The sequence below is a fragment of the Haemophilus sp. SZY H56 genome (genome assembly GCF_054332415.1).
The window spans coordinates 109,186-128,778 of the sequence record NZ_JBTGNX010000004.1; the positions used below are offsets into that span (position 1 = coordinate 109,186).

Annotated in this window: 20 protein-coding genes and 1 pseudogene; 9 read left to right on the forward strand and 12 right to left on the reverse strand. The window is 41.0% G+C overall.

Going from position 1 to position 19,593, the window contains the following annotated elements:
- Window positions 1-97 precede the first annotated feature (97 nt).
- Complete coding sequence (gene ypfJ, locus ACXVWP_RS04435; protein WP_128786840.1) at window positions 98-934, forward strand: KPN_02809 family neutral zinc metallopeptidase; 837 nt, start codon at window positions 98-100, stop codon at window positions 932-934.
- An 89-nt stretch (window positions 935-1,023) separates the two neighbouring features.
- Here the strand turns inward: ypfJ and ACXVWP_RS04440 are convergent, their stop codons facing one another.
- On the reverse strand, window positions 1,024-1,569 hold the full coding sequence (locus ACXVWP_RS04440) for a carboxymuconolactone decarboxylase family protein (protein ID WP_128786839.1): 546 nt from the start codon (window positions 1,567-1,569) through the stop codon (window positions 1,024-1,026).
- Window positions 1,570-1,696: 127 nt separating this feature from the next.
- A pseudogene (locus tag ACXVWP_RS04445) lies at window positions 1,697-1,983 on the reverse strand (PTS sugar transporter subunit IIC); the annotation flags it as partial.
- Between the two features lie 133 nt (window positions 1,984-2,116).
- Between ACXVWP_RS04445 and ACXVWP_RS04450 the strand changes: the two are divergent.
- Genes ACXVWP_RS04450 through ACXVWP_RS04460 form a run of 3 tightly spaced genes read left to right on the forward strand, consistent with a single transcriptional unit; the run spans window position 2,117 to window position 5,580 of the window.
- Window positions 2,117-2,593: a DMT family transporter gene (locus ACXVWP_RS04450; protein ID WP_289902178.1), complete on the forward strand. Its 477-nt coding sequence runs from the start codon at window positions 2,117-2,119 to the stop codon at window positions 2,591-2,593.
- Window positions 2,594-2,641: 48 nt separating this feature from the next.
- A complete protein-coding gene (locus ACXVWP_RS04455; protein WP_289902177.1) occupies window positions 2,642-5,377 on the forward strand; it encodes a YdbH family protein in 2,736 nt (911 codons plus the stop codon).
- Window positions 5,374-5,580, forward strand: coding sequence for a YnbE family lipoprotein (locus ACXVWP_RS04460; protein ID WP_289902176.1), 207 nt, complete (start codon window positions 5,374-5,376; stop codon window positions 5,578-5,580). The genes ACXVWP_RS04455 and ACXVWP_RS04460 overlap by 4 nt, the downstream gene beginning before the upstream one ends.
- A 526-nt stretch (window positions 5,581-6,106) precedes the next feature.
- Here ACXVWP_RS04460 and ACXVWP_RS04465 read toward each other — a convergent pair.
- The 3 genes from ACXVWP_RS04465 to ygiD are packed head-to-tail and all read right to left on the reverse strand — an operon-like array spanning window position 6,107 to window position 7,668.
- On the reverse strand, window positions 6,107-6,547 hold the full coding sequence (locus tag ACXVWP_RS04465; protein WP_289902175.1) for a GNAT family N-acetyltransferase: 441 nt from the start codon (window positions 6,545-6,547) through the stop codon (window positions 6,107-6,109).
- Window positions 6,548-6,604: 57 nt separating this feature from the next.
- Window positions 6,605-6,865, reverse strand: coding sequence for a hypothetical protein (locus ACXVWP_RS04470; RefSeq protein ID WP_289902174.1), 261 nt, complete (start codon window positions 6,863-6,865; stop codon window positions 6,605-6,607).
- A 2-nt stretch (window positions 6,866-6,867) separates the two neighbouring features.
- A complete protein-coding gene (gene ygiD / locus ACXVWP_RS04475; RefSeq protein ID WP_289902173.1) occupies window positions 6,868-7,668 on the reverse strand; it encodes a 4,5-DOPA-extradiol-dioxygenase in 801 nt (266 codons plus the stop codon).
- A gap of 311 nt (window positions 7,669-7,979) precedes the next feature.
- Between ygiD and ACXVWP_RS04480 the strand changes: the two genes are divergently transcribed.
- Complete coding sequence (locus tag ACXVWP_RS04480; protein WP_289902238.1) at window positions 7,980-8,348, forward strand: rhodanese-like domain-containing protein; 369 nt, start codon at window positions 7,980-7,982, stop codon at window positions 8,346-8,348.
- A gap of 89 nt (window positions 8,349-8,437) precedes the next feature.
- On the opposite strand, the gene ACXVWP_RS04485 is transcribed toward ACXVWP_RS04480, so the two are convergent.
- From ACXVWP_RS04485 to ACXVWP_RS04500, 4 genes are all read right to left on the reverse strand, one after another.
- The gene (locus tag ACXVWP_RS04485) at window positions 8,438-8,644 is read right to left on the reverse strand and encodes an IS3 family transposase (RefSeq protein WP_128787980.1); all 207 of its coding nucleotides are present in this window, start codon (window positions 8,642-8,644) and stop codon (window positions 8,438-8,440) included.
- Window positions 8,645-8,705: 61 nt separating this feature from the next.
- Window positions 8,706-9,221: a cupin domain-containing protein gene (locus ACXVWP_RS04490; protein WP_216364014.1), complete on the reverse strand. Its 516-nt coding sequence runs from the start codon at window positions 9,219-9,221 to the stop codon at window positions 8,706-8,708.
- A gap of 12 nt (window positions 9,222-9,233) precedes the next feature.
- Window positions 9,234-9,467, reverse strand: coding sequence for a carboxymuconolactone decarboxylase family protein (locus ACXVWP_RS04495; RefSeq protein ID WP_216364013.1), 234 nt, complete (start codon window positions 9,465-9,467; stop codon window positions 9,234-9,236).
- 156 nt (window positions 9,468-9,623) lie between these two features.
- Window positions 9,624-10,472, reverse strand: a complete 849-nt coding sequence (locus tag ACXVWP_RS04500) for an aldo/keto reductase (RefSeq protein WP_128786832.1) — start codon at window positions 10,470-10,472, stop codon at window positions 9,624-9,626.
- Between the two features lie 128 nt (window positions 10,473-10,600).
- Between ACXVWP_RS04500 and ACXVWP_RS04505 the strand changes: the two genes are divergently transcribed.
- On the forward strand, window positions 10,601-11,491 hold the full coding sequence (locus tag ACXVWP_RS04505; protein WP_289902172.1) for a LysR family transcriptional regulator: 891 nt from the start codon (window positions 10,601-10,603) through the stop codon (window positions 11,489-11,491).
- Between the two features lie 49 nt (window positions 11,492-11,540).
- Here the strand turns inward: ACXVWP_RS04505 and ACXVWP_RS04510 are convergent, their stop codons facing one another.
- Both ACXVWP_RS04510 and ACXVWP_RS04515 read right to left on the reverse strand, forming a co-directional pair.
- Window positions 11,541-12,335: a formate/nitrite transporter family protein gene (locus tag ACXVWP_RS04510; protein WP_289902171.1), complete on the reverse strand. Its 795-nt coding sequence runs from the start codon at window positions 12,333-12,335 to the stop codon at window positions 11,541-11,543.
- Window positions 12,336-12,554: 219 nt separating this feature from the next.
- Window positions 12,555-13,145, reverse strand: a complete 591-nt coding sequence (locus ACXVWP_RS04515; protein ID WP_197542481.1) for a hypothetical protein — start codon at window positions 13,143-13,145, stop codon at window positions 12,555-12,557.
- Window positions 13,146-14,014: 869 nt separating this feature from the next.
- Here ACXVWP_RS04515 and ACXVWP_RS04520 point away from each other — a divergent pair.
- Both ACXVWP_RS04520 and ACXVWP_RS04525 read left to right on the forward strand, forming a co-directional pair.
- Window positions 14,015-14,470, forward strand: a complete 456-nt coding sequence (locus ACXVWP_RS04520) for a DUF411 domain-containing protein (protein WP_005612095.1) — start codon at window positions 14,015-14,017, stop codon at window positions 14,468-14,470.
- Window positions 14,471-14,481: 11 nt separating this feature from the next.
- On the forward strand, window positions 14,482-16,029 hold the full coding sequence (locus tag ACXVWP_RS04525) for a multicopper oxidase family protein (RefSeq protein WP_003783725.1): 1,548 nt from the start codon (window positions 14,482-14,484) through the stop codon (window positions 16,027-16,029).
- A gap of 93 nt (window positions 16,030-16,122) precedes the next feature.
- On the opposite strand, the gene ACXVWP_RS04530 is transcribed toward ACXVWP_RS04525, so the two are convergent.
- Window positions 16,123-16,590, reverse strand: coding sequence for a single-stranded DNA-binding protein (locus ACXVWP_RS04530; protein WP_049357843.1), 468 nt, complete (start codon window positions 16,588-16,590; stop codon window positions 16,123-16,125).
- A gap of 162 nt (window positions 16,591-16,752) precedes the next feature.
- Here ACXVWP_RS04530 and uvrA point away from each other — a divergent pair, with 162 nt between their 5' ends.
- Window positions 16,753-19,584 (forward strand): excinuclease ABC subunit UvrA, encoded by a 2,832-nt coding sequence (gene uvrA, locus ACXVWP_RS04535; RefSeq protein WP_297568227.1) that lies wholly within the window; start codon window positions 16,753-16,755, stop codon window positions 19,582-19,584.
- Window positions 19,585-19,593: the final 9 nt, after the last annotated feature.

Genomic DNA, 19,593 nt, shown 5'->3' on the forward strand with positions numbered 1-19,593 from the left:
AAAGCTATGTAAATATTCCAAGAAAACTGATCTAAAATTGACCGCACTTTGATAGAATACGCCGATTTTCAATTTACTCACTCAGCAAGGACAAATTATGCGTTGGCAAGGTCGTAAAGAAAGCTCAAATATTGAAGATAGACGTGGCTCTGGCGGCGGTAACTTCGGTGGAGGAAGAGGCACTGGTGTTTTCGGTATTATTATCTTATTAGTTGGTGCTTATTATGGCGTGGATCTTTCAGGCTTAGTGGGCACACCGGATTTTTCAGGACAAAGCTCTCAACGATTAGAAACCCAAGAAGAACAGCAGCTTGCGAGTCTTTCTAAAGTTGTATTAGCGGATACTGAAACCGTTTGGGGACAATATTTTAGACAAATGGGTAAAACCTATAGCGAGCCAACCATGGTGCTTTACAATGGCGTAACCCCAACCGCTTGTGGTACGGGTCAATCTGCAATGGGCCCATTCTACTGTCCAAGCGATCGCAAAGTTTACCTTGATTTATCATTCTATAATGAAATGAAAAATAAACTGGGTGCAGCAGGTGATTCAGCCTTTGCTTATGTAATTGCGCACGAAGTCGGTCACCATGTGCAAAATATGCTTGGTATCCTGCCGCAAGTGAATCGCGCACAACAAAGCAGCGATCGCAAAACTGCAAATCGACTTTCTGTTCAATTAGAACTTCAAGCTGACTGTTTCGCCGGTGTTTGGGCGAGCCAAGCGGTGAAAAGTGGTTTATTTGAACGCGGCGATGAAGAGAAAGCATTTAATGCAGCAGAAGCTGTGGGCGATGACCGTTTACAAAAACGCAACCAAGGTTATGTGGTACCGGATAGTTTCACTCATGGTACATCGGCACAACGTCTAGAATGGTTCAGAAAAGGCTTGCAAAGCGCTAACCCTTCTATGTGTAATACCTTTAACCAATAAGATCTTTAAGGCTGATTCATATCAACCTTTTTATTTCAGCATAAAAAAAGTGCAGATCATTTTGAGCCACACTTTTATTATTGTCTTGATTATGCAAATGCCTGTAATTCAGGGTTGATTGGTGTTTCAGCGATGTTGTTCACATAGTTGCATAATGTGGCGAGGCTGACACCTAAAATCACATCAATAGCATTTTCTTGAGTATAACCTGCATCAAAGAATGCTTTAAGCTGCGCTTCAGTTAATTTTGCTTTTTGCAAAATAACGGCAAGGGTGAAACGTGCTAAAGTATCCAGTTTTTTATCACTTTCAATACGAGCTGTCGCACGAATTTGGTTTACAAGCTCTTCTTCAAGTTTTAATACTTTTAAAGCGATCTTCGTGTGGCCTGCTACACAGAAGCCACAACCATTGACTACCGCAGCAGTAATTTGCACCACTTCGCGTTCTGTTGCGGTTAAGCTGTTACGACCATTAATACCACCGACAGTGCGATAAGTTTCAAGTGCAGTAGGGGCATTCGCGAGAACACCAATTAAATTTGGAATAAAACCATTAGCATTTTGTACGGCTTTTAAAGTTTCTTGTGCTGCTTCAGGGGCTGATTCAATGGTGTGAATTTTAAATTGAGACATAAACTACTCCTACGGGATAAATCATAAATTTCCGTTTGATAATACCTTTCTAACTTAAATAATAAAAAGAAGAAAAGCTTATTTCATATAGCCAAAAGTTATGATTATTTTGGCGTCGCTATGCTGCCGTATCTGTACCTGCTACTAACGCAACGAAGAAGGTTGGAATCGCCACACGTAACGCTTGTAATGCAAGACCGCTGAAGTGACAGAATTCAATGCCACGGAAGTTCGCTTTTGCGGCAAAATCATCGGCTTTGTGTTGAAGGAAGATGATTAAAGTACGCACGAAGATAGTTAATACTTGACCTGCCGCGGCCACTGGAGACGATGAGTTTGACGTTCGTCCAATACACTCCCCATACCGCAAATGGCGGCAATGAGTGTGACTAAAATAATTTCCATTGTTGTCATAATGAATTTTTGAGGTATTTATAAATTAAGCGCAAAGTGCGGTTGATTTTGAAATAATTTTTGCTGAATAGAAAGCATTTCGCTCCAAATAAGAAACAGTTAAAATAAGCTAAATTTTATCTTTGGAGTTTTAATGTTTTTTGTTTATCTCATTATCGCTTTAGCAGCAGGTGTCGCACTCGCGACGCAATCAGCCATTAATACGCAATTAGCGAAAGCCATGAGTGGTGAAGCGGTGATTGCTACCTTTATTTCTTTTGCGGTAGGCACGATTTTTCTCTTTTTTATCGCCTTGGCTAAAACTGATTTATGGGGCAATTTATCCACGATTCCATCACAACCTTGGTGGAAATTAATTGGTGGGGTGCTTGGCGCTGTTGTCGTGTTCACAACCGTTTTGCTTGCACCTAAATTAGGGATTACTGCGATGTTATTTTTTATCATCATCGGGCAATTAATTACGGCTGCCACTATCGATCATTTTGGTCTTATCGGTATGCCGATTCGAGAAGTAAATATCACAAAATTTATTGGATTAATTATTGTTGGCTTTGGATTAGTATTTTATTTCTTTGGAGATAAGTTGGTTGAGCTATTTGGGGCGAGATAGGATAGAATACGTCTCTATTTATTGATTAATCGCGTAATTGGGGAATCTATGCGAAAGCGTTGCCTGTGGGCGTTGATTATTTTGTTGCTGTTGATTGTAGTAAGCGTTGGCTTAGTACGCGTTTTTGCGACCCCAAAACGTGTAGCGCAACTCACCAATCATTTTTTAGCACCGCATTATCACATTGAATTAGCCGATGACTGGCAATGGGAAACAACAGGTTTAACGCTGTCAGAGCTAAAAGTGAAAACCGACCACTGTACGCTTGTGAACCTGAATAATACTCAGGTGACTTGGTGGAATACGCATAGTCTTGATGTTGAAAAGGCGAGCTTGAATTATGATTGTTTAACTCATTTACCCAATGATAATGCTGAAAAAACACCGCCAAATTTGACCGCACTTTGGGCAGCATTGCCGATTTCTCATGTTAATGTTAAACACTTTCAATTAACGAATGCCGAAGCCTTAACACAAGAGGCTTTAAAACCTTTCTTATCGGCTGATTGGGCGTTAGACGCAAACTATAACGGCAACCAATTAGCACTTGAAGCGCAAGCCAATAATGACGGACTTGAGCTTCATCATCAATCGACTGTCACGCCAAAAGATGGTATTTTCCAATGGGCGGGCAGTACGAACATCAAACAAACAGATGATAAAACCTACGATCTTCATTTCTCTGCGAATTTTGATCCTGATCTTTCTCAACTCCCTCAACAAGGAAATGTTTTATTCAATTGGAATAACCCTGAACTGGCTGTAACCAAAGGCGAGGCAAAAGTGTCGTGGCAAGGGGCAGATGGCCAATTAAATGCCCAAGATTTAACAACTAATTCACTATTGTTGGATGTGCCTTTTGTGTTCACCAAAGACGGCTTGGATATTTCATGGGGGAAATTTTATTGGACCTTCGATAGCTATCAACCGGTCAAAGGCTTCCTTGGGTTATCTATTCACCGTGCTGCAGAAGGCTTATTGCCATTGAGCATTGATATGAACGTGATCCTACAAACCTTTGGTGAAATGGGCAAAGGGGAGATCGTGATTTCAGGCAAAAATGGTGAAATCGGTGGTGGCGATGACAATAATGAATTGGATTTTGAGCTGAAAACACGCGGGGATTTACGTTATAACGCAACCGTGGCGCAAACCAATTTAACCTATCATCTTGGCGGGCTCTTCACCCATCCAGTGGTGTATTTTTATCCGGGTTCCGTCTTTAAAATGGATACTGTTCAGCCAGATACCAAATTGCATGTTCGTTTACCGTTAGATGACATTATTATCGGTCGTTATGGCTTGGAAGGGCGTTTGCTCGCAACATTAAAGGGCACGACACCACAGTTTGAAAATCTCGATTTAAAATTAGATGGAAATGCCCATGAGTTTATTGCGGGTATTAAAACGGTGTTTGACTTGAGGGATGAAGAACATAAGTTGCAGTCGGTAGAGAAACAAGCGACAAACCGTTGGGATTGGACAATCAATGGCAGTGCAAACTGGAAATCTTTAAATACACCAGTCAAAATGGAAGGTAAAGGCTTTTGGGAATCCGATCATATTGAATTAAATCAACTTTCTGCCCATTCTAAAGAAGTGAAAATGAAAGAGGTAAAAATGGCACCACTTTCATTGGAACTTAAAGATCGACTCCGTTGGGATTATGAAGAAGGGCATATTCGAGGTTTGTTGCAAGCGAAAACAGATTGGATTGAACTGGCTTATGGCGGCCGTTTTGTTTCGCCTGTTTTCGGCTTAGGTATTGATGGTAAGAGTATCAGTAACTTCAATTTTGCAGGTGATTTAAAGGCTGGTTCGCTTGGGCCTTTAGATGTCTTGGGTGTATATCAGAATAGTGCACTTTCAGGCGAAATTAGCTGGAAAGAACAATCCGCAAAAGTGTTCCAATCACTTTTCCCTCAACAATGGAATTGGATAATTCATGAGGGCAGCATTAAAGGACAAAGTGAATTCGCAATCAATGACAATGGCATGAAGATGAAGGGGGAGCTGAATCTTAAAAATGGCAAAATTACTATGCCAGATGGTGAGATTTATGGCTTGAATATTCGCTTCCCGATGAATTATGAAAACTCGGCATTGCAAGTGGCTTCGGGTAAACCGATCCATATTTCGACTCAAAATATTCGCTATGGCGCGCTTTCTGTCGCAAATGGGGAATTGGATTTGTTTGGGCGTTATCCGAACACCATGAAAAATCCGCTTACTTTGAGAAATGTGAAAGTTTCCTTATTTGATGGCGTATTGACGGTGCCTCAGCTCACTTTCCCACAAAGTAAAATGGCGACACTTTCATTTACTAATATTGATTTAGCCCAAGTGTTAGCCTTGGCACAATATAACCAAGTAACCTTAACCGGCCGCGCCAATGCGACCCTGCCATTTTGGCTGGGACATAAGGAATGTTTGATTTGTAATGGCACATTGGAACAAGTGGGAAATGTATCCATCAAATTAACCGATGAAATGGTGAAAGGGCTGAAAAAAGGCGGTTGGACAGAAAATATTTTGGTGGATTTATTAAAAGAAATGGAACTGCAAAATTCCCATGCGGCGGTGACGCTCGATCCGAAAGGGCAAATGACATTGCGTGCTAGTATTAGCGGATTTAATCCAACCAAGCGAACCAATAATCCGATAACGTTAAATTATACGCACCAAGAAAATATGTTTGAATTGTGGAATATGATTGACTATGGCTCGCAATTTGAACAAAATCTGCAATATAAACTTTATAAGCAATTAGACAAAGACAAATGATAAAACACTTTAAATTTCAACCGCACTTTTTTATTTTGGCGGCAATGTTTACACTTATAGCTTGCACTCCGACCATTCAATTGGACACCCCAAAGGAAGGTATCACCATTAATATGAATGTGGTGGTGGACCACAATATTAAAGTGGAAATGGATGAGAAATCTCAAAAAGCTGTGAGCGAAGTTGATTCTTCGAAGAAATAATTGAATCAATTAAAAAGGCCATCTGTATGTTAGATTTCAGATGGCCTTTTTCTTTTAAAGTGCGGTTAGATTTCCAAATGTTTTTTGTAAATATTCTAGCCCAAATTTTATCAATCATTTTTCATTGATTTTGATTTACAAGCTTTTTGTTAATCAGAAGTGAATCACAAAATCTCTTATGAATCATTTTTCCATAAATTTGATTCACAAACTTGTTTGTTAATCATAAATAAGTGATAATGCAATTTATCAATCAAAAATTAGTTTTTTTGATTCGCAAAGGGATAATAGTATGTATAAGCTGCTTAACTTTGATGATGCTGTTCAGTATCACTATAATCAATTTCCTCCTAAATCATTAGATTACACCTTTTAACGATGAATACGTGCACCCCTTAGTGGGTGCATAATTTAACGATGCCGTGTTCATTTGCACACGATGATAACGATTGGGTGCATTAGTCACTGTTGCACTCATGAACACGGTCTCCTCTCGGTATTATCTCAGTAACAAACTGGGATTTGATTATTTCTCCATCACATAATTCGTTAAGGAAATTCCGTTTCTCATAACTTGTTGCTCCTTAACCAACCTATATCCTCTATGCAAGAAAAACGGCTTTGCTGTAATGGATGCGTGCGTTGTGATTTTAACAAAACCATTTTCTAACCTATTGCATAACTCACTTGCGATTCCTTGTCTTTGATAATCCTTGTGTACGAACAATCTATCAAGGTAGCCTGTGTTATCTATATCTCCAAAGCCTACAACAGTATTATCTTCTATGGCTACAAACGTATTATGTTCTAAAAAAGATTTGTTCCAAACACATAAATCAACATTTCCTGTTGCCCAAACATCTAACTGTTCCTGTGAATAGTCTTTGGCATTTACGGTATGAACAGTTTGATAAAATAACTCTGCCAGTTGCTCACAATCTGATGATATATATTTTCGAATAAACATTTCGATTTCCTCCACAAATTCAAATTTATTTATTCAATTACAAACTAACAGTTATTATTACTTTCCTTCTAATCCTTTAATGCCACTATCACCAAGTTTTTGCAGTGACATTAATTGTGTTCTAGCAAGTTTTCTAAGTTCCCTCATTCTTTCTTTTTGCTCCATACCTTTTCCAATAAGAATCGCATTATAGTTTTCCATATTGGCAAGTACAAGTAACTCATTCAGACTTGCATAATCTCTCATATTACCTCTTAGATCTGGATTCTCTTCACGCCACTGTTTCGCTCTTTTGTTAAATAAAGCAACATTAAGCATATCTACTTCACTTGCATACTTATAAGATATCCCACTAAAACCGACGTCATGCTGAGCGATCCGGCAATCAGATTATCGTTGAAAAACGTAATCTCGTCTTGTGATTCGCGTAACGCCATAATGTACAGCAACGGCAAGTAATGATCTGGCGTTGGCACAGAAAGCTCGGCTTTTTCGCCTAACTGTTCATAATGCACCAAGGTTTTATCATCTTGTGTCGCAATCGCCTGATTGACTGTTTCACGGAAAGCAAACGCCCAGTCATAACCCGCACCGATTTGATCGATATGTTCCCAACTTATCGCTCTCAGATTATGCACAATATTGCCGCTGCCGATAATCAGCACACCTTGTTCTCGTAAAGCAGATAATTTTTTCGCCAAATTGAAATGCCATTCTGCCGATTGCAAACGGTTAAGGCTCAGTTGCACCACAGGAATATCGGCATCGGGATAGAGATATTTCAACACTGCCCATGCACCATGATCAAAACCACGCGTTGGGTTCAGCTCGACATTTTCCGGCTGTAATAATGACCGCACTTGCTCCGCCAACTCAGGCGAACCAGGCGCGGGATATTGCACTTGGCTGAGTTCATCGGGGAAGCCGTAGAAATCGTAAATCATTTCAGGGTGTTCACCTGAGGTCACCTGCAAACGGCTGCTGTACCAATGTGCGGAAATCATCAAAATGGCTTTTGGTTTGGCAAACTGTTGCGTAATTAGGCTGAAATTCTGATTGAACGGGTTTTCCTTATCTAACGCATTCATCGGGCTACCATGCCCAACGAACAATACAGGCATTTTTTCATTATTTTCTCCTCAATATTTGATGGAGCAGATTGTACGGTTAAATCTTTGTGTGAAAAATACCACTTTATGAACAACATCTTTTACTAATCAGAAATAATGAATGATAAGGTTTAGAGAGATTGATGTGTTAAATAAGGTAAATATGACAAAGTGCGGTTAAATTTCACGAAAATTTTACTTAAAATTTACTTCATTTACAGTTTATTATCTTTATATTTAGGCGTATGATGACTATCAGTTTTACATAAACCCTAAATTTATTTAGGTAAATATATTATTTCTATTTAATAGGAGATTGAATGATGAAAAAATTATTCACAGCAGTACTTTCTGCGGCAGCGATTGCTGTACCTTTTTTTGCTTCTGCGAATACTGCGCCACAAACAGAACAAAGTGCAGTACAACTAGAAAAAGCAAAAGGCGTTTGGATTGATGTGCGTTCAGCGGAGGAATTTAACTCTGGACATTTACAAGATGCGGTAAATATTCCACATGATAAAATTGTTGAAGGCGTTAAAGCGCTTGGATCAGATAAAGATGCACCAATCAATCTTTATTGTCGTAGTGGTCGCCGTGCGGAAGCCGCACTCACTGAGTTGAAAAATGCAGGCTATACCAATGTAACCAACCATGGTGGTTATGAAGATTTGGTTAAAAAAGGTTTGAAATAAACAACATATTATTTAAAGCAAAAATCCCCTAGAGCAGTAGGGGATTTTTATTATAAAGTGATCTGCCCTCCAAAAGTTGGACAGGTTAGTTAACTTAAATATTGAGCTCGGTATTGCACTGGGCTCAATCCTTTGAAAGCAAGTTTAATGTGTTTTTGGTTGTAATACACTAAATATTCTTCAATTTCAGCCTGTAATTCAGCGATTGAATGATAAGTTCGTGAGTAAAAACACGCTGATTTTAGTATCGCAAAAAAACTTTCAATCGGCTGGTCTCTTTTGCGCCACGAATAAATTCCTTCGCCAGCATATTGGAAGAGCCGTGTTTGTTTCCGCTGCTCTTTAAAACCAGAGTCTTCATAAGCTCAGATACTCCTCATCGATGACCGGTTCACACCATTCGTTCGAGGCGTTCTCTCCCTCGATCTCAAAGGCAAGATGTGAAAACCAGCTGTCCTTCTGGGCTCCATGCCAATGCTTTACATTCGCCGGAATATGAATCACTGTACCGGGAAGGATCTCCTGCGCAGGCTTACCTTCTTCCTGATACCAGCCTTTTCCGCCGACACCGATCAACATCTGGCCGCCGCCTTTTGATGCATGATGGATATGCCAGTTGTTTCGGCAGCCCGGTTCGAAGGTCACGTTGAAGATCATCACCTGCTCTGTTGATACGGGAGCCAGATAGCTCTGTCCGACGAAATACTGAGCAAAGCCGTCGTTGGGGTCGCCAATAGGGAAGAAGATCTCCTTCTGGAATCTTTCCTTCTCCGTCAGCGGTTCCATTCCCTCATCATAAATACCGTTCGCTTTCGCAAGATTAAAAACCGCCCAGGCCTTCGGCCAGCCAGCGTAAAAAGCAACATGCGTCACGATGGCCGCAAACTACTGCTTCGTCACACCGTGTGCTTTCGCGTTCTGAATGTGGTAGACGAGAGAGGAATCCGTTATGCCCTGCGACATCAGTGCCACCATCGTGATTACGCAGCGGGTCTTCAGATCAATATCCTGATTGTTCCAGTTTTCACCGAATAGCACATCATCATTAAAATGGGCAAACTCCGGAGCGAACTCTCCCAGTGCCTTTCTTCCGGCTGTTTGTACGATTTTTTCTGACATGAATTTGTCCTCCATATTTCTGTTATGTCTGTTATGGTCAACTTTTTTGAGCGATTAAGCCCTTTTCTAGTTGTTAGAAAAGGGGCTTTCAACGAAATAAAAACAAGAAAGTAGTTTGAGCCGTTTAGATTTTATCCACTACTATTCTCGCTACTCTTATACGCCCGTTTTCCACGCGTAGATGCGTTTCAAATTATCCACCGTGTCGTGATTTATGATGGCGGCGAACGTACCGTCCAGTTTGGCAATTTCTGCTTTGTCTTCATCGCTGAGGGCAAAGTCAAAGACATTCAAGTTTTCCGCCATGCGTTCAGGTTTGGTGGATTTTGCCAACACGATGATGTCGCGATCAATCAGCCAGCGGGTAATCACCTGCGCCACGGATTTGCCGTATTTCACGCCAATTTTGCTTAACACAGGATTGTGGAAAATATCGTTTTGGCCTTCGGCAAACGGCCCCCACGCTTCCACGGCGATGCCTTCGGCCTGCAAAGCGGCAACGGCTTCGGTTTTTTGTTGGAACGGATTGATTTCAATCTGATTGGCTTGCGGCATCACTTTATTGAACAGCCCCAAATCCACCGCGCGTACGGGCGAAAAATTGCTCACGCCGATGGCGCGGATTTTGCCGGCTGCCTGATATTCTTCCAGCGCGCGCCATGTGCCGTGGCTGTCGCCGTAAGGCTGATGAATCAGCACCATATCGATATAATCCAAATTCAGACGGCTTAATGAACGATCCAGCGAGGCTTTAGCGGCTTCATAGCCGAAATTTTCCACCCAAATTTTGGTGGTAACGAACAATTCTTCGCGCGCCACACCGCTGTTTTTAATCCCCAAACCGACTTCGGTTTCATTTATATAAGCCTGCGCGGTGTCGATGTGACGGTAACCCGCCTTGATGGCGGCAATCACAGCTTGTTCCGTTTCTTCGGGCGGAATTTGAAATACGCCGAAACCGAGCACAGGAATTTTTACGCCATTGTTTAATGTGATATTTTGCATGATATTGTCTCCTGTTTGTTCTCATGAAAGTGTAGCCATTTTACCCCGCGTTTTTATTGAGATAAATTAGGCTTTGTTTTATGATGTCGTGAATTAAATTCACTAATCAGCTAAAACGGGGCGGGAAAATGCAGAACTTTAACGAACTGAATTATTTTTTGACACTCGCACAAACGCAGAGTTTTGTAAAAGCGGGACAGCTTTTGGGGATTTCTTCTTCGGCGTTGAGCCATAGCATGAAAAATTTAGAAACGCGGCTGAACCTGCGCTTGTTCAACCGCACGACACGCAATGTGTCACTAACCGAAGCTGGGCAGCAGCTTTTCGACCAACTTTCCCCGCTTTATCAAGCCATAAACCAAGAAGTCGATGCATTAAACGATTTTTTGAATACGCCATCGGGATTGATTCGTATCAATGCCTCTGCAGTGGCGGCGGAAGCGGTGTTGTACCCGAAATTAAAGCCGATTTTGAACCAATACCCGAAAATCCGTTTGGAGATCGTGGTGGACGACCGCTTGGCGGACATTGTGAAAGAAGGGTTTGATATGGGCGTGCGGCTGGGCAACGATGTGGCAAAAGAGATGATTGCCGTGCCGATTTCCGCACCGTTCAAAATGGCGTTGGTCGCCTCACCCGATTATTTGGTGCAATACGGTTCGCCGAAAAATATTGACGATTTGCAGAAGCACCGCCTTATCGGCACAAAGCTCTCCGCCGAACACGGCTCGGAGATGCAGTGGGAATTCAAATACAAAAAAGAGCTGATTACCTTCACGCCCAAATCGCAGTTTTCCACCAATAATCATCTGCGTCTGCAAGCCGTTTCAGACGGACTCGGCATCACTTGGCTGCCGCATATCATCGCCGCAGACGCGCTCCATTCCGGGCAACTGGTCGAGCTGTTGCCCGAGTACGCCATCACTTACGATCCGTTTTACCTCTATTACCCCAGCCGTCGCAGGCATTCGAATGCGTTTAAGTTGATTGTGGATGCGCTAAAAGTAAAAGCCGTCTGAAATTTCAGACGGCTTTTTTCATAACAAAGTACGGTCAGATTTTCGTTTACTAAATACAATAATCTTCCTTTAATAAATGACGATAGGCATAAAGATAAGATGCACCGACAAATGCTGCACCACCCGTGACATTGCCTAAAAAGACAGGAATCATATTGAAGAAGAATTGGCTCCAAGTCACATTAGCACCAGCAAAAATCCCGGCAGGAATAATAAACATATTAGCGACAAAGTGTTGTAATCCGATAAGCACAAAAATCATCACTGGGAACCACATGGCGAGAATACGACCAGAGGTTTGTTTGGCACCAAAATAGAACCAAATACCCATGCAGACCATCCAGTTACAGGCAATAGCAGAAATAAAGGCACGACCAAAATCCATTTGCACTTTAGCTTCGGCAATAGCAATGGTTTTAGCAGAGGCAGCACCTTCTGATAAACCGACATAATGCCCTAAGAAATAGGCCATAAACAGCGCACCGAGCAGGTTACCCAAACTCACGACAATCCAGTTACGAAATAATTTTTTAAGGCTTACTCTTTTGGTTAAACGGCCTAATGCCATCATCATCATATTTCCCGTGGCTAATTCACCACCACCGATTAGAATACAAATTAAACAAATCGGAAACACGGCCGCACCAAGTAATGTCGCCAGCCCTCCCCACTCAGGAGGAATACCACTCACGACTTTTAAATAGGCCATATAACCAAAACTCACATAGCCGCCACCTAAAAAACTTAAAATAGAGAGTGTTTTTAGGTGTCCTTGCGACTTAGCATAACTTTTATCAATAACATCTTGTAAGATTTCGTGGGGATAAAGATCGCGATGCTGCATAGTTGTACCTCTAGTGAAAATAAGACGGTAAAAATGTAGCAAAGCACATAGCAAAACCGAAAGAATTGTTAAATATATGTACTGATTTTTAGTTATAACGAAATTGAATAATAATCCGAACCTAAAATTAGGTGTCTAGGTTCTTTTTTTGAGGGCAAAGTGCGGTCGGTGGGAACAATATCGCCCAAGTTAGAAACGATATAAGGGAAACATCGTCTATTACATTTTTCTATAAATCAAAATCCGCGTAAATTCAGTCGGGTAGTCCAATCTGAATGTCATACCGGGTGAATGGTAGAGACGAAACTCAACGGTAACGTTAGGGTATTTATCGATAGAAAATTCATAGGAAGTGAAAAAATATGTGGTCTCATCAAAAGCCGTTTTCAGTGTTTCTGATTTTTCCTCACTTTTTTTAAGATTCAGATGAAAGTATTTTGTCAATTCATCTTTGTCAAATAGGATATTTATTGAACCTTCACTTTCATCCCAATAGAGATTAAGTTTTGTATTCTGTTTTAACTCTTTAGGTACAACCAAATGAACTTTTGATTTTTCCAAAGTGTAGATTGTATAACCGTTTTTCATGTTTGTATGAGTAAGAACCTTGATATTCCTACGTTTATATTGCAATGAATCAGGATCAATAGATTGTTTTTTCTCCATAATTTCAGATGCTATATCAATCATTTCTGCTAAATAAGCTTTTTCCAATTGGATTTCTGTTTGTGTCATGGAAAATATATTTTGCGAATAGAACAATAAAAAAATAACAGATAATTTCGAAAGGATTTGTTTAAAATTTTCCATATATTCTTACTCCTGAAGATGTTCAAAGGAAATAAAGCAAAGATACATCGTTTTCTTTTTCCTGATTCGAGTGATGTTGCCCATCTAAGAAATGTTCTCCTTGAGATCTATACTATTTTCCAGTATTCAAATAAAGATATATTAAATTCGGATGCGGTGCAATAAATTGAATATTTATTGCGTTTTAGCGCTTGAACGAGATAAGGCGCACGAATAATTGATGTCAAAATGAGAGATAAAAAAGAGACCTTTCAATGAAAGGTCTCTCTTCATAAAACAATGTTATATGAATAATTTGTAAAAAATCTCCAAAATTATGCAGGATTTGGGTGTTTGCAAATTAAAATAACTTATTTTGCCTTCAATTTTTAACCAGTCAAATTTACCATTTTTGCGCCGTAAAGCCCCGTTCTTCAGGTTGGGGATATAGCTTTTTTGACTTTTTCTCTTGCCCACTCTTCGTATTGGGAAGTTTGATTTTTAACTGGTTTTAAATTCATTTTGCTATGATATTCTGTTTAAGGTTTTTATTATTATACCTAATGAATGTTTAAATTGGGGTGTTCACGCAAAAACACATTGACTGCTTTAAATCCGTATGTGGTACTGTGGTGATGGTTATTTTATTTTCTGATATTTCAAAAGCTTGCGGCTCTCTTGTCCAGACAAGTGATTTGGGATGGAATGTGTGCATTATTACTCCTGAGTAATGAGACTGTATTATAGTAAAGATTTCATACATATTGAAAAACAAGCGGTAGGATTTTGAGAAAAATTTGCAAATTATTTTTTCAAATCCCTTGAGCTTAACCCTAGGTTAAGCTTTAACATGATGTCCATTCAATCTCAATAAAAAATAAGGACATCTTATGAAATTACATAAATTCACCCGCTCATTGTTGCTTTTAAGTTTAGGCATAACCGCTTTTGCTCAAGCACAAACACTTTCTATGGAAGTGTGGAAAAGCCCGACTTGTGGCTGTTGTAATGAATGGATCAGCTATATGCAGAAAAACGGTTTTGAGGTTAAAGTCAACGAAACAGGCAATTATGATGCTCATAAGCGCTTTAACATTAAATATGAACATGCTTCTTGCCACACAGCCGTGATTGATGGCTATGTGATTGAAGGACATGTACCTGCTGAGGATATCAAACGTTTACTCGCAGAAAAACCCGATGCAATAGGCTTGTCTGCACCGGGAATGCCAATTGGTTCACCAGGTATGGACGGTGAAGCATACGGCGGACGCAAAGATCCTTATGATGTTGTTTTGATTAAGAAAAACGGTGAAAGTGAAGTGTTTAAATCCTATAACCAATAGGGGGGGAAAGAATGAAACGTCGAGATTTTTTACGTTATGGAATTGGAATTAGCTTAGCCAGTAGCTCGCTTTATAGCCTTGCGAATATGATGAACCACGCACAACATGGCAATATGGCGATGATGCATTCAGTACCTACTGGCCTAATGCCAACTGAGGCAATGCCTTCAGGTTTATCGCTTAATGGGATATTACCAAAACTTGCTAATCAATCGACTCAAGCTGGACTGTTCAAAGCCACTTTAAAAGCAGAGCCAATTAAAATTCGCCTCGCAGACAATAAAGAAACGGAATTTTGGGCTTATAACGGACAACTACCAGGGCCACAAATTGAAGTATTTGAAGGCGATGCCGTAGAAATTGAATTTATCAATCACCTACCACAACCCTCAACAGTACATTGGCACGGCTTAGATGTACCAAATGAAGCGGATGGTAACCCGATGGATATGGTTGAACCGCAAGGGAAAAAAGTCTATCGCTTTACGCTACCTCAAGGCAGTGCTGGGACATATTGGTACCACCCTCATCCACATGACCATGTTTCCGAACAAGTCTATAAAGGCTTAGCAGGCACTTTCGTTGTTAAAGCGAAAAATGATCCGCTTGCACACCTTCCTGAACAACATTGGGTGATTTCCGATCTGCGTTTAAATGCCGATGGCACCATTCCAGCAAACACGATGTTAGATTGGATGAACGGTCGTGAGGGTGAATTTGTGTTAATCAACGGTCAATATCAGCCCCAGATTCAAGTGAAAACGAATGAAAGAATCCGTCTTTGGAATGCCACTAGCGCTCGTTATTTTCGTTTAAACATTCCAGGGGTGAAATGGATTGTGGTGGGTACCGAAGGTGGTTTACTTGAAAAACCTCGCTCGCCTGTTGATGAACTGCTACTTACACCAGCCGAACGCGTTGAAGTGATTATGGTGGGTGAAACGCAAGGAACAGTCAATTTACAAAGCGGTTATTATGATCGCCGTAAGATGATGGTGCAAGAACAGCCTAAAGATCTCACTTTAGCCACAATTCAGGTGAAATCAGAACCTGTTCAGTTACCTGAAAGCTTAAGGTCCTTCCCTAACTGGGATGAGCCAAAGCAGGTTCGCCAAATTCGCTTTAGTGAAAAAATGATGAACCATACGAATATGCCAATGATGAATCACGGTACACATCACGCTACTACAACACCAACGGACAACCCTATTCCACCAATGATGAATGGTATGTTCTTAATCAACGGTCAAACCTTTGATATGAACCGTATTGATTTTGTTGCCAAATTGAATGAAGTGGAACAGTGGGAAATTTTCAATGAAAGCCATATGGATCATCCGTTCCATTTGCACGGCACTCAATTTGAAGTGATTCAACATACATTAAACGGCAAAACCTTCAAGCCAGAAGGCAGGGCGTTAAAAGATGTAGTCAATTTGCGCCCTTATGAAAAAGTGATTATTCGCTTTAAGCAAGGACACACTGGGTTGAAAATGTACCATTGCCATATTTTGGAACATGAAAATCTCGGTATGATGGGGATGTTTAAAGTGGAATAGTGGTATCTAACCATAAAAAACAGAGGGATTTTCGTGAAAATTTGTAAATCGCGAAAATCCCACTGCGTATTGATAATCTTGTACCAATACAATTCAGAATGGAATGTTATCATCAAATGCGTCCATTGGTGGCTCAGCTTGTGGCGCTGGCGCAGATTGTGCTGGACGAGATTGATAGCTTGGTTGTGGTGCTGATTGTGCAGGTGTATAACCGCCCATCTCTTGATTACGACCACCTAACATTTGTAAGTTATCACCCTGGATTTCAGTGGTGTAACGATCTTGGCCGTTGTTATCTTGCCATTTACGGGTTTTTAAACGACCTTCAACATAAACTTGTGAACCTTTGCGTAAGTATTGACCCGCAATTTCCGCTAAACGACGATATAACACGATGCGGTGCCATTCGGTCACTTCACGACGTTCACCTGTGTTTTTATCTGTCCAGCTTTCACTTGTTGCCACGCTGATATTTGCTACCGCTTCGCCATTTGGCATCGTGCGGATTTCAGGATCATTACCTAAATTACCCACGATGATTACTTTATTAATACCTGCCATAGAATCCTCTATATTTTAGAAATAAGATGAAAAATTTTGGCTATTTTGCCTTAAAAGAAACAAAAGATCCATAAAAATTAACTGGATATTTGCACAGATATTGAAATATGCGATAATGGTCACAATTTTTGAATTTATTTTCTTAAGGCAATCGCTTTTTCTATGGATACTATCGACATTCGTGGGGCTAGAACCCACAACCTCAAAAACATCAATTTAACCATTCCGCGCGATAAATTAATTGTGATTACAGGCTTGTCTGGTTCGGGCAAATCTTCTTTAGCATTTGATACGCTTTATGCAGAAGGGCAGCGCCGTTATGTGGAATCGCTTTCTGCTTATGCGCGTCAATTCCTTTCTTTGATGGAAAAGCCGGATGTGGATTCGATTGAGGGCTTGTCGCCAGCGATTTCTATTGAGCAAAAATCCACTTCTCATAACCCGCGTTCAACCGTGGGCACGATCACCGAAATTTACGATTATCTGCGTTTGCTGTTTGCTCGCGTAGGGGAGCCGCGTTGTCCTGATCATGATGTGCCATTAACGGCACAAACCATCAGTCAAATGGTGGATAAAGTTTTAAGTCTGCCTGAAGAAAGCAAAATGATGTTGCTTGCGCCTGTGGTGAAAAACCGTAAAGGTGAGCACGTTAAGCTGTTAGATAGCTTGGCGGCACAAGGTTATATTCGTGCAAGAATTGATGGTGAGATTTGTGATTTATCCGATCCTCCAGAACTTGCTTTACAGAAAAAGCATACCATTGAAGTGGTGGTAGATCGCTTTAAAGTGCGGTCAGATTTAGCCACACGTTTAGCAGAATCCTTTGAAACGGCTTTGGAGCTTTCTGGTGGTACAGCAGTTGTGGCAGATATGGATAATCCTAACGCTGAAGAATTGGTTTTCTCGGCGAATTTTGCTTGTCCACATTGTGGCTATTCCGTACCGGAATTAGAGCCTCGCTTGTTCTCATTTAATAACCCAGCAGGGGCGTGTCCGACTTGTGATGGCTTAGGTGTTCAGCAGTTCTTCGATGAAAGCCGTGTGGTGCAAAATGAAAGCATTTCCCTCGCAGGTGGTGCGGTGAAAGGTTGGGATCGTCGCAATTTCTATTACTATCAAATGCTTACCTCGTTAGCGAAACATTATAAATTTGATATTGAAACGCCATACGAAGATTTGCCTCAAAAAATTAAAGATATTGTGATGCAGGGTTCAGGCAAGGAAGAAATTGAATTCCAATATATGAACGACCGTGGCGATGTGGTGATCCGTAAGCATCCTTTTGAAGGGATTCTGAATAACATGGCACGCCGTTATAAAGAAACGGAATCCATGTCTGTGCGCGAAGAATTGGCGAAAAATATCAGTAACCGCCCTTGTGCAGATTGTGGAGGTTCACGTCTTCGCCCTGAAGCTCGAAACGTGTATATCGGCAGCATTAACTTGCCGCAAATTTCAGAGAAAAGCATTGGTGAAAGCCTTGAGTTTTTCCAAGGGCTTACCTTAACCGGTCAAAAAGCACAAATTGCGGAAAAAATCCTGAAAGAGATCAGAGAGCGGTTAGAATTCTTAGTGAATGTGGGTTTGAATTATCTTTCCCTCTCTCGCTCAGCTGAGACCCTTTCGGGCGGTGAAGCACAACGTATTCGTCTTGCGAGTCAGATTGGTGCGGGCTTAGTAGGCGTCATGTATGTGTTGGATGAACCTTCTATCGGTTTGCACCAACGCGATAATGAGCGTCTGTTAAATACGTTGATTCATTTGCGTAATTTGGGCAATACCGTGATCGTGGTGGAACACGATGAGGATGCCATTCGAGAAGCCGATCATATTATTGATATTGGCCCAGGAGCAGGTGTACACGGTGGCCAAGTGATTGCTCAGGGGACAGCCAAAGAGATTATGGCGAACCCAAATTCGATTACGGGTAAGTTCTTATCGGGTGAAGAAAAAATCGAAATTCCAAAAAAACGAACCGCACTTGATAAAAGCAAACTTTTAAAATTAAAAGGTGCGACAGGGAACAACCTGAAAGGCGTGAATTTAGAAATTCCAGTGGGATTATTTACTTGTATCACAGGGGTGTCAGGTTCAGGCAAATCAACGCTAATTAATGATACGTTATTCCCATTGGCACAAAATGCTTTAAATCGTGCGGAAAAAACGGATTTTGCGCCTTATAAATCCATTGAAGGCTTGGAATATTTCGACAAAGTGATCGATATTAATCAAAGTCCAATAGGTCGTACACCGCGTTCTAACCCAGCGACTTACACGGGGTTATTTACCCCAATTCGTGAATTATTTGCGGGCGTGCCAGAAGCGCGTGCGCGTGGTTATAACCCTGGTCGTTTTAGTTTTAATGTGCGTGGTGGACGTTGTGAGGCTTGCCAAGGTGATGGCGTGCTTAAAGTGGAAATGCACTTCTTACCGGATGTGTATGTGCCTTGTGATCAATGTAAAGGTAAACGTTATAACCGTGAAACCTTGGAAATCCGCTATAAAGGCAAAACTATTCACCAAGTATTAGATATGACGGTAGAAGAAGCCCGCGAGTTTTTTGATGCGATCCCAATGATTGCACGTAAATTGCAAACCCTAATGGATGTAGGCTTGTCTTATATTCGTTTAGGTCAGTCTTCTACCACGCTTTCAGGTGGTGAGGCACAACGTGTTAAGTTAGCGACAGAGCTTTCAAAACGCGATACCGGTAAAACCCTTTATATTTTGGATGAACCGACAACCGGCTTGCATTTTGCCGATATTAAACAACTCCTCGACGTGTTACATCGCTTGCGCGATCAAGGTAATACTATCGTGGTGATTGAACACAACTTAGATGTGATTAAAACCGCAGACTGGATTGTGGATCTTGGTCCAGAAGGGGGCAGTGGCGGTGGGCAAATCATTGCGACAGGCACACCGGAAGACGTGGCCAAAGTCAAAGGTTCACATACTGCGAGATTCTTAAAAGACATCTTAACAAAAGGCTAGAAAAATTAA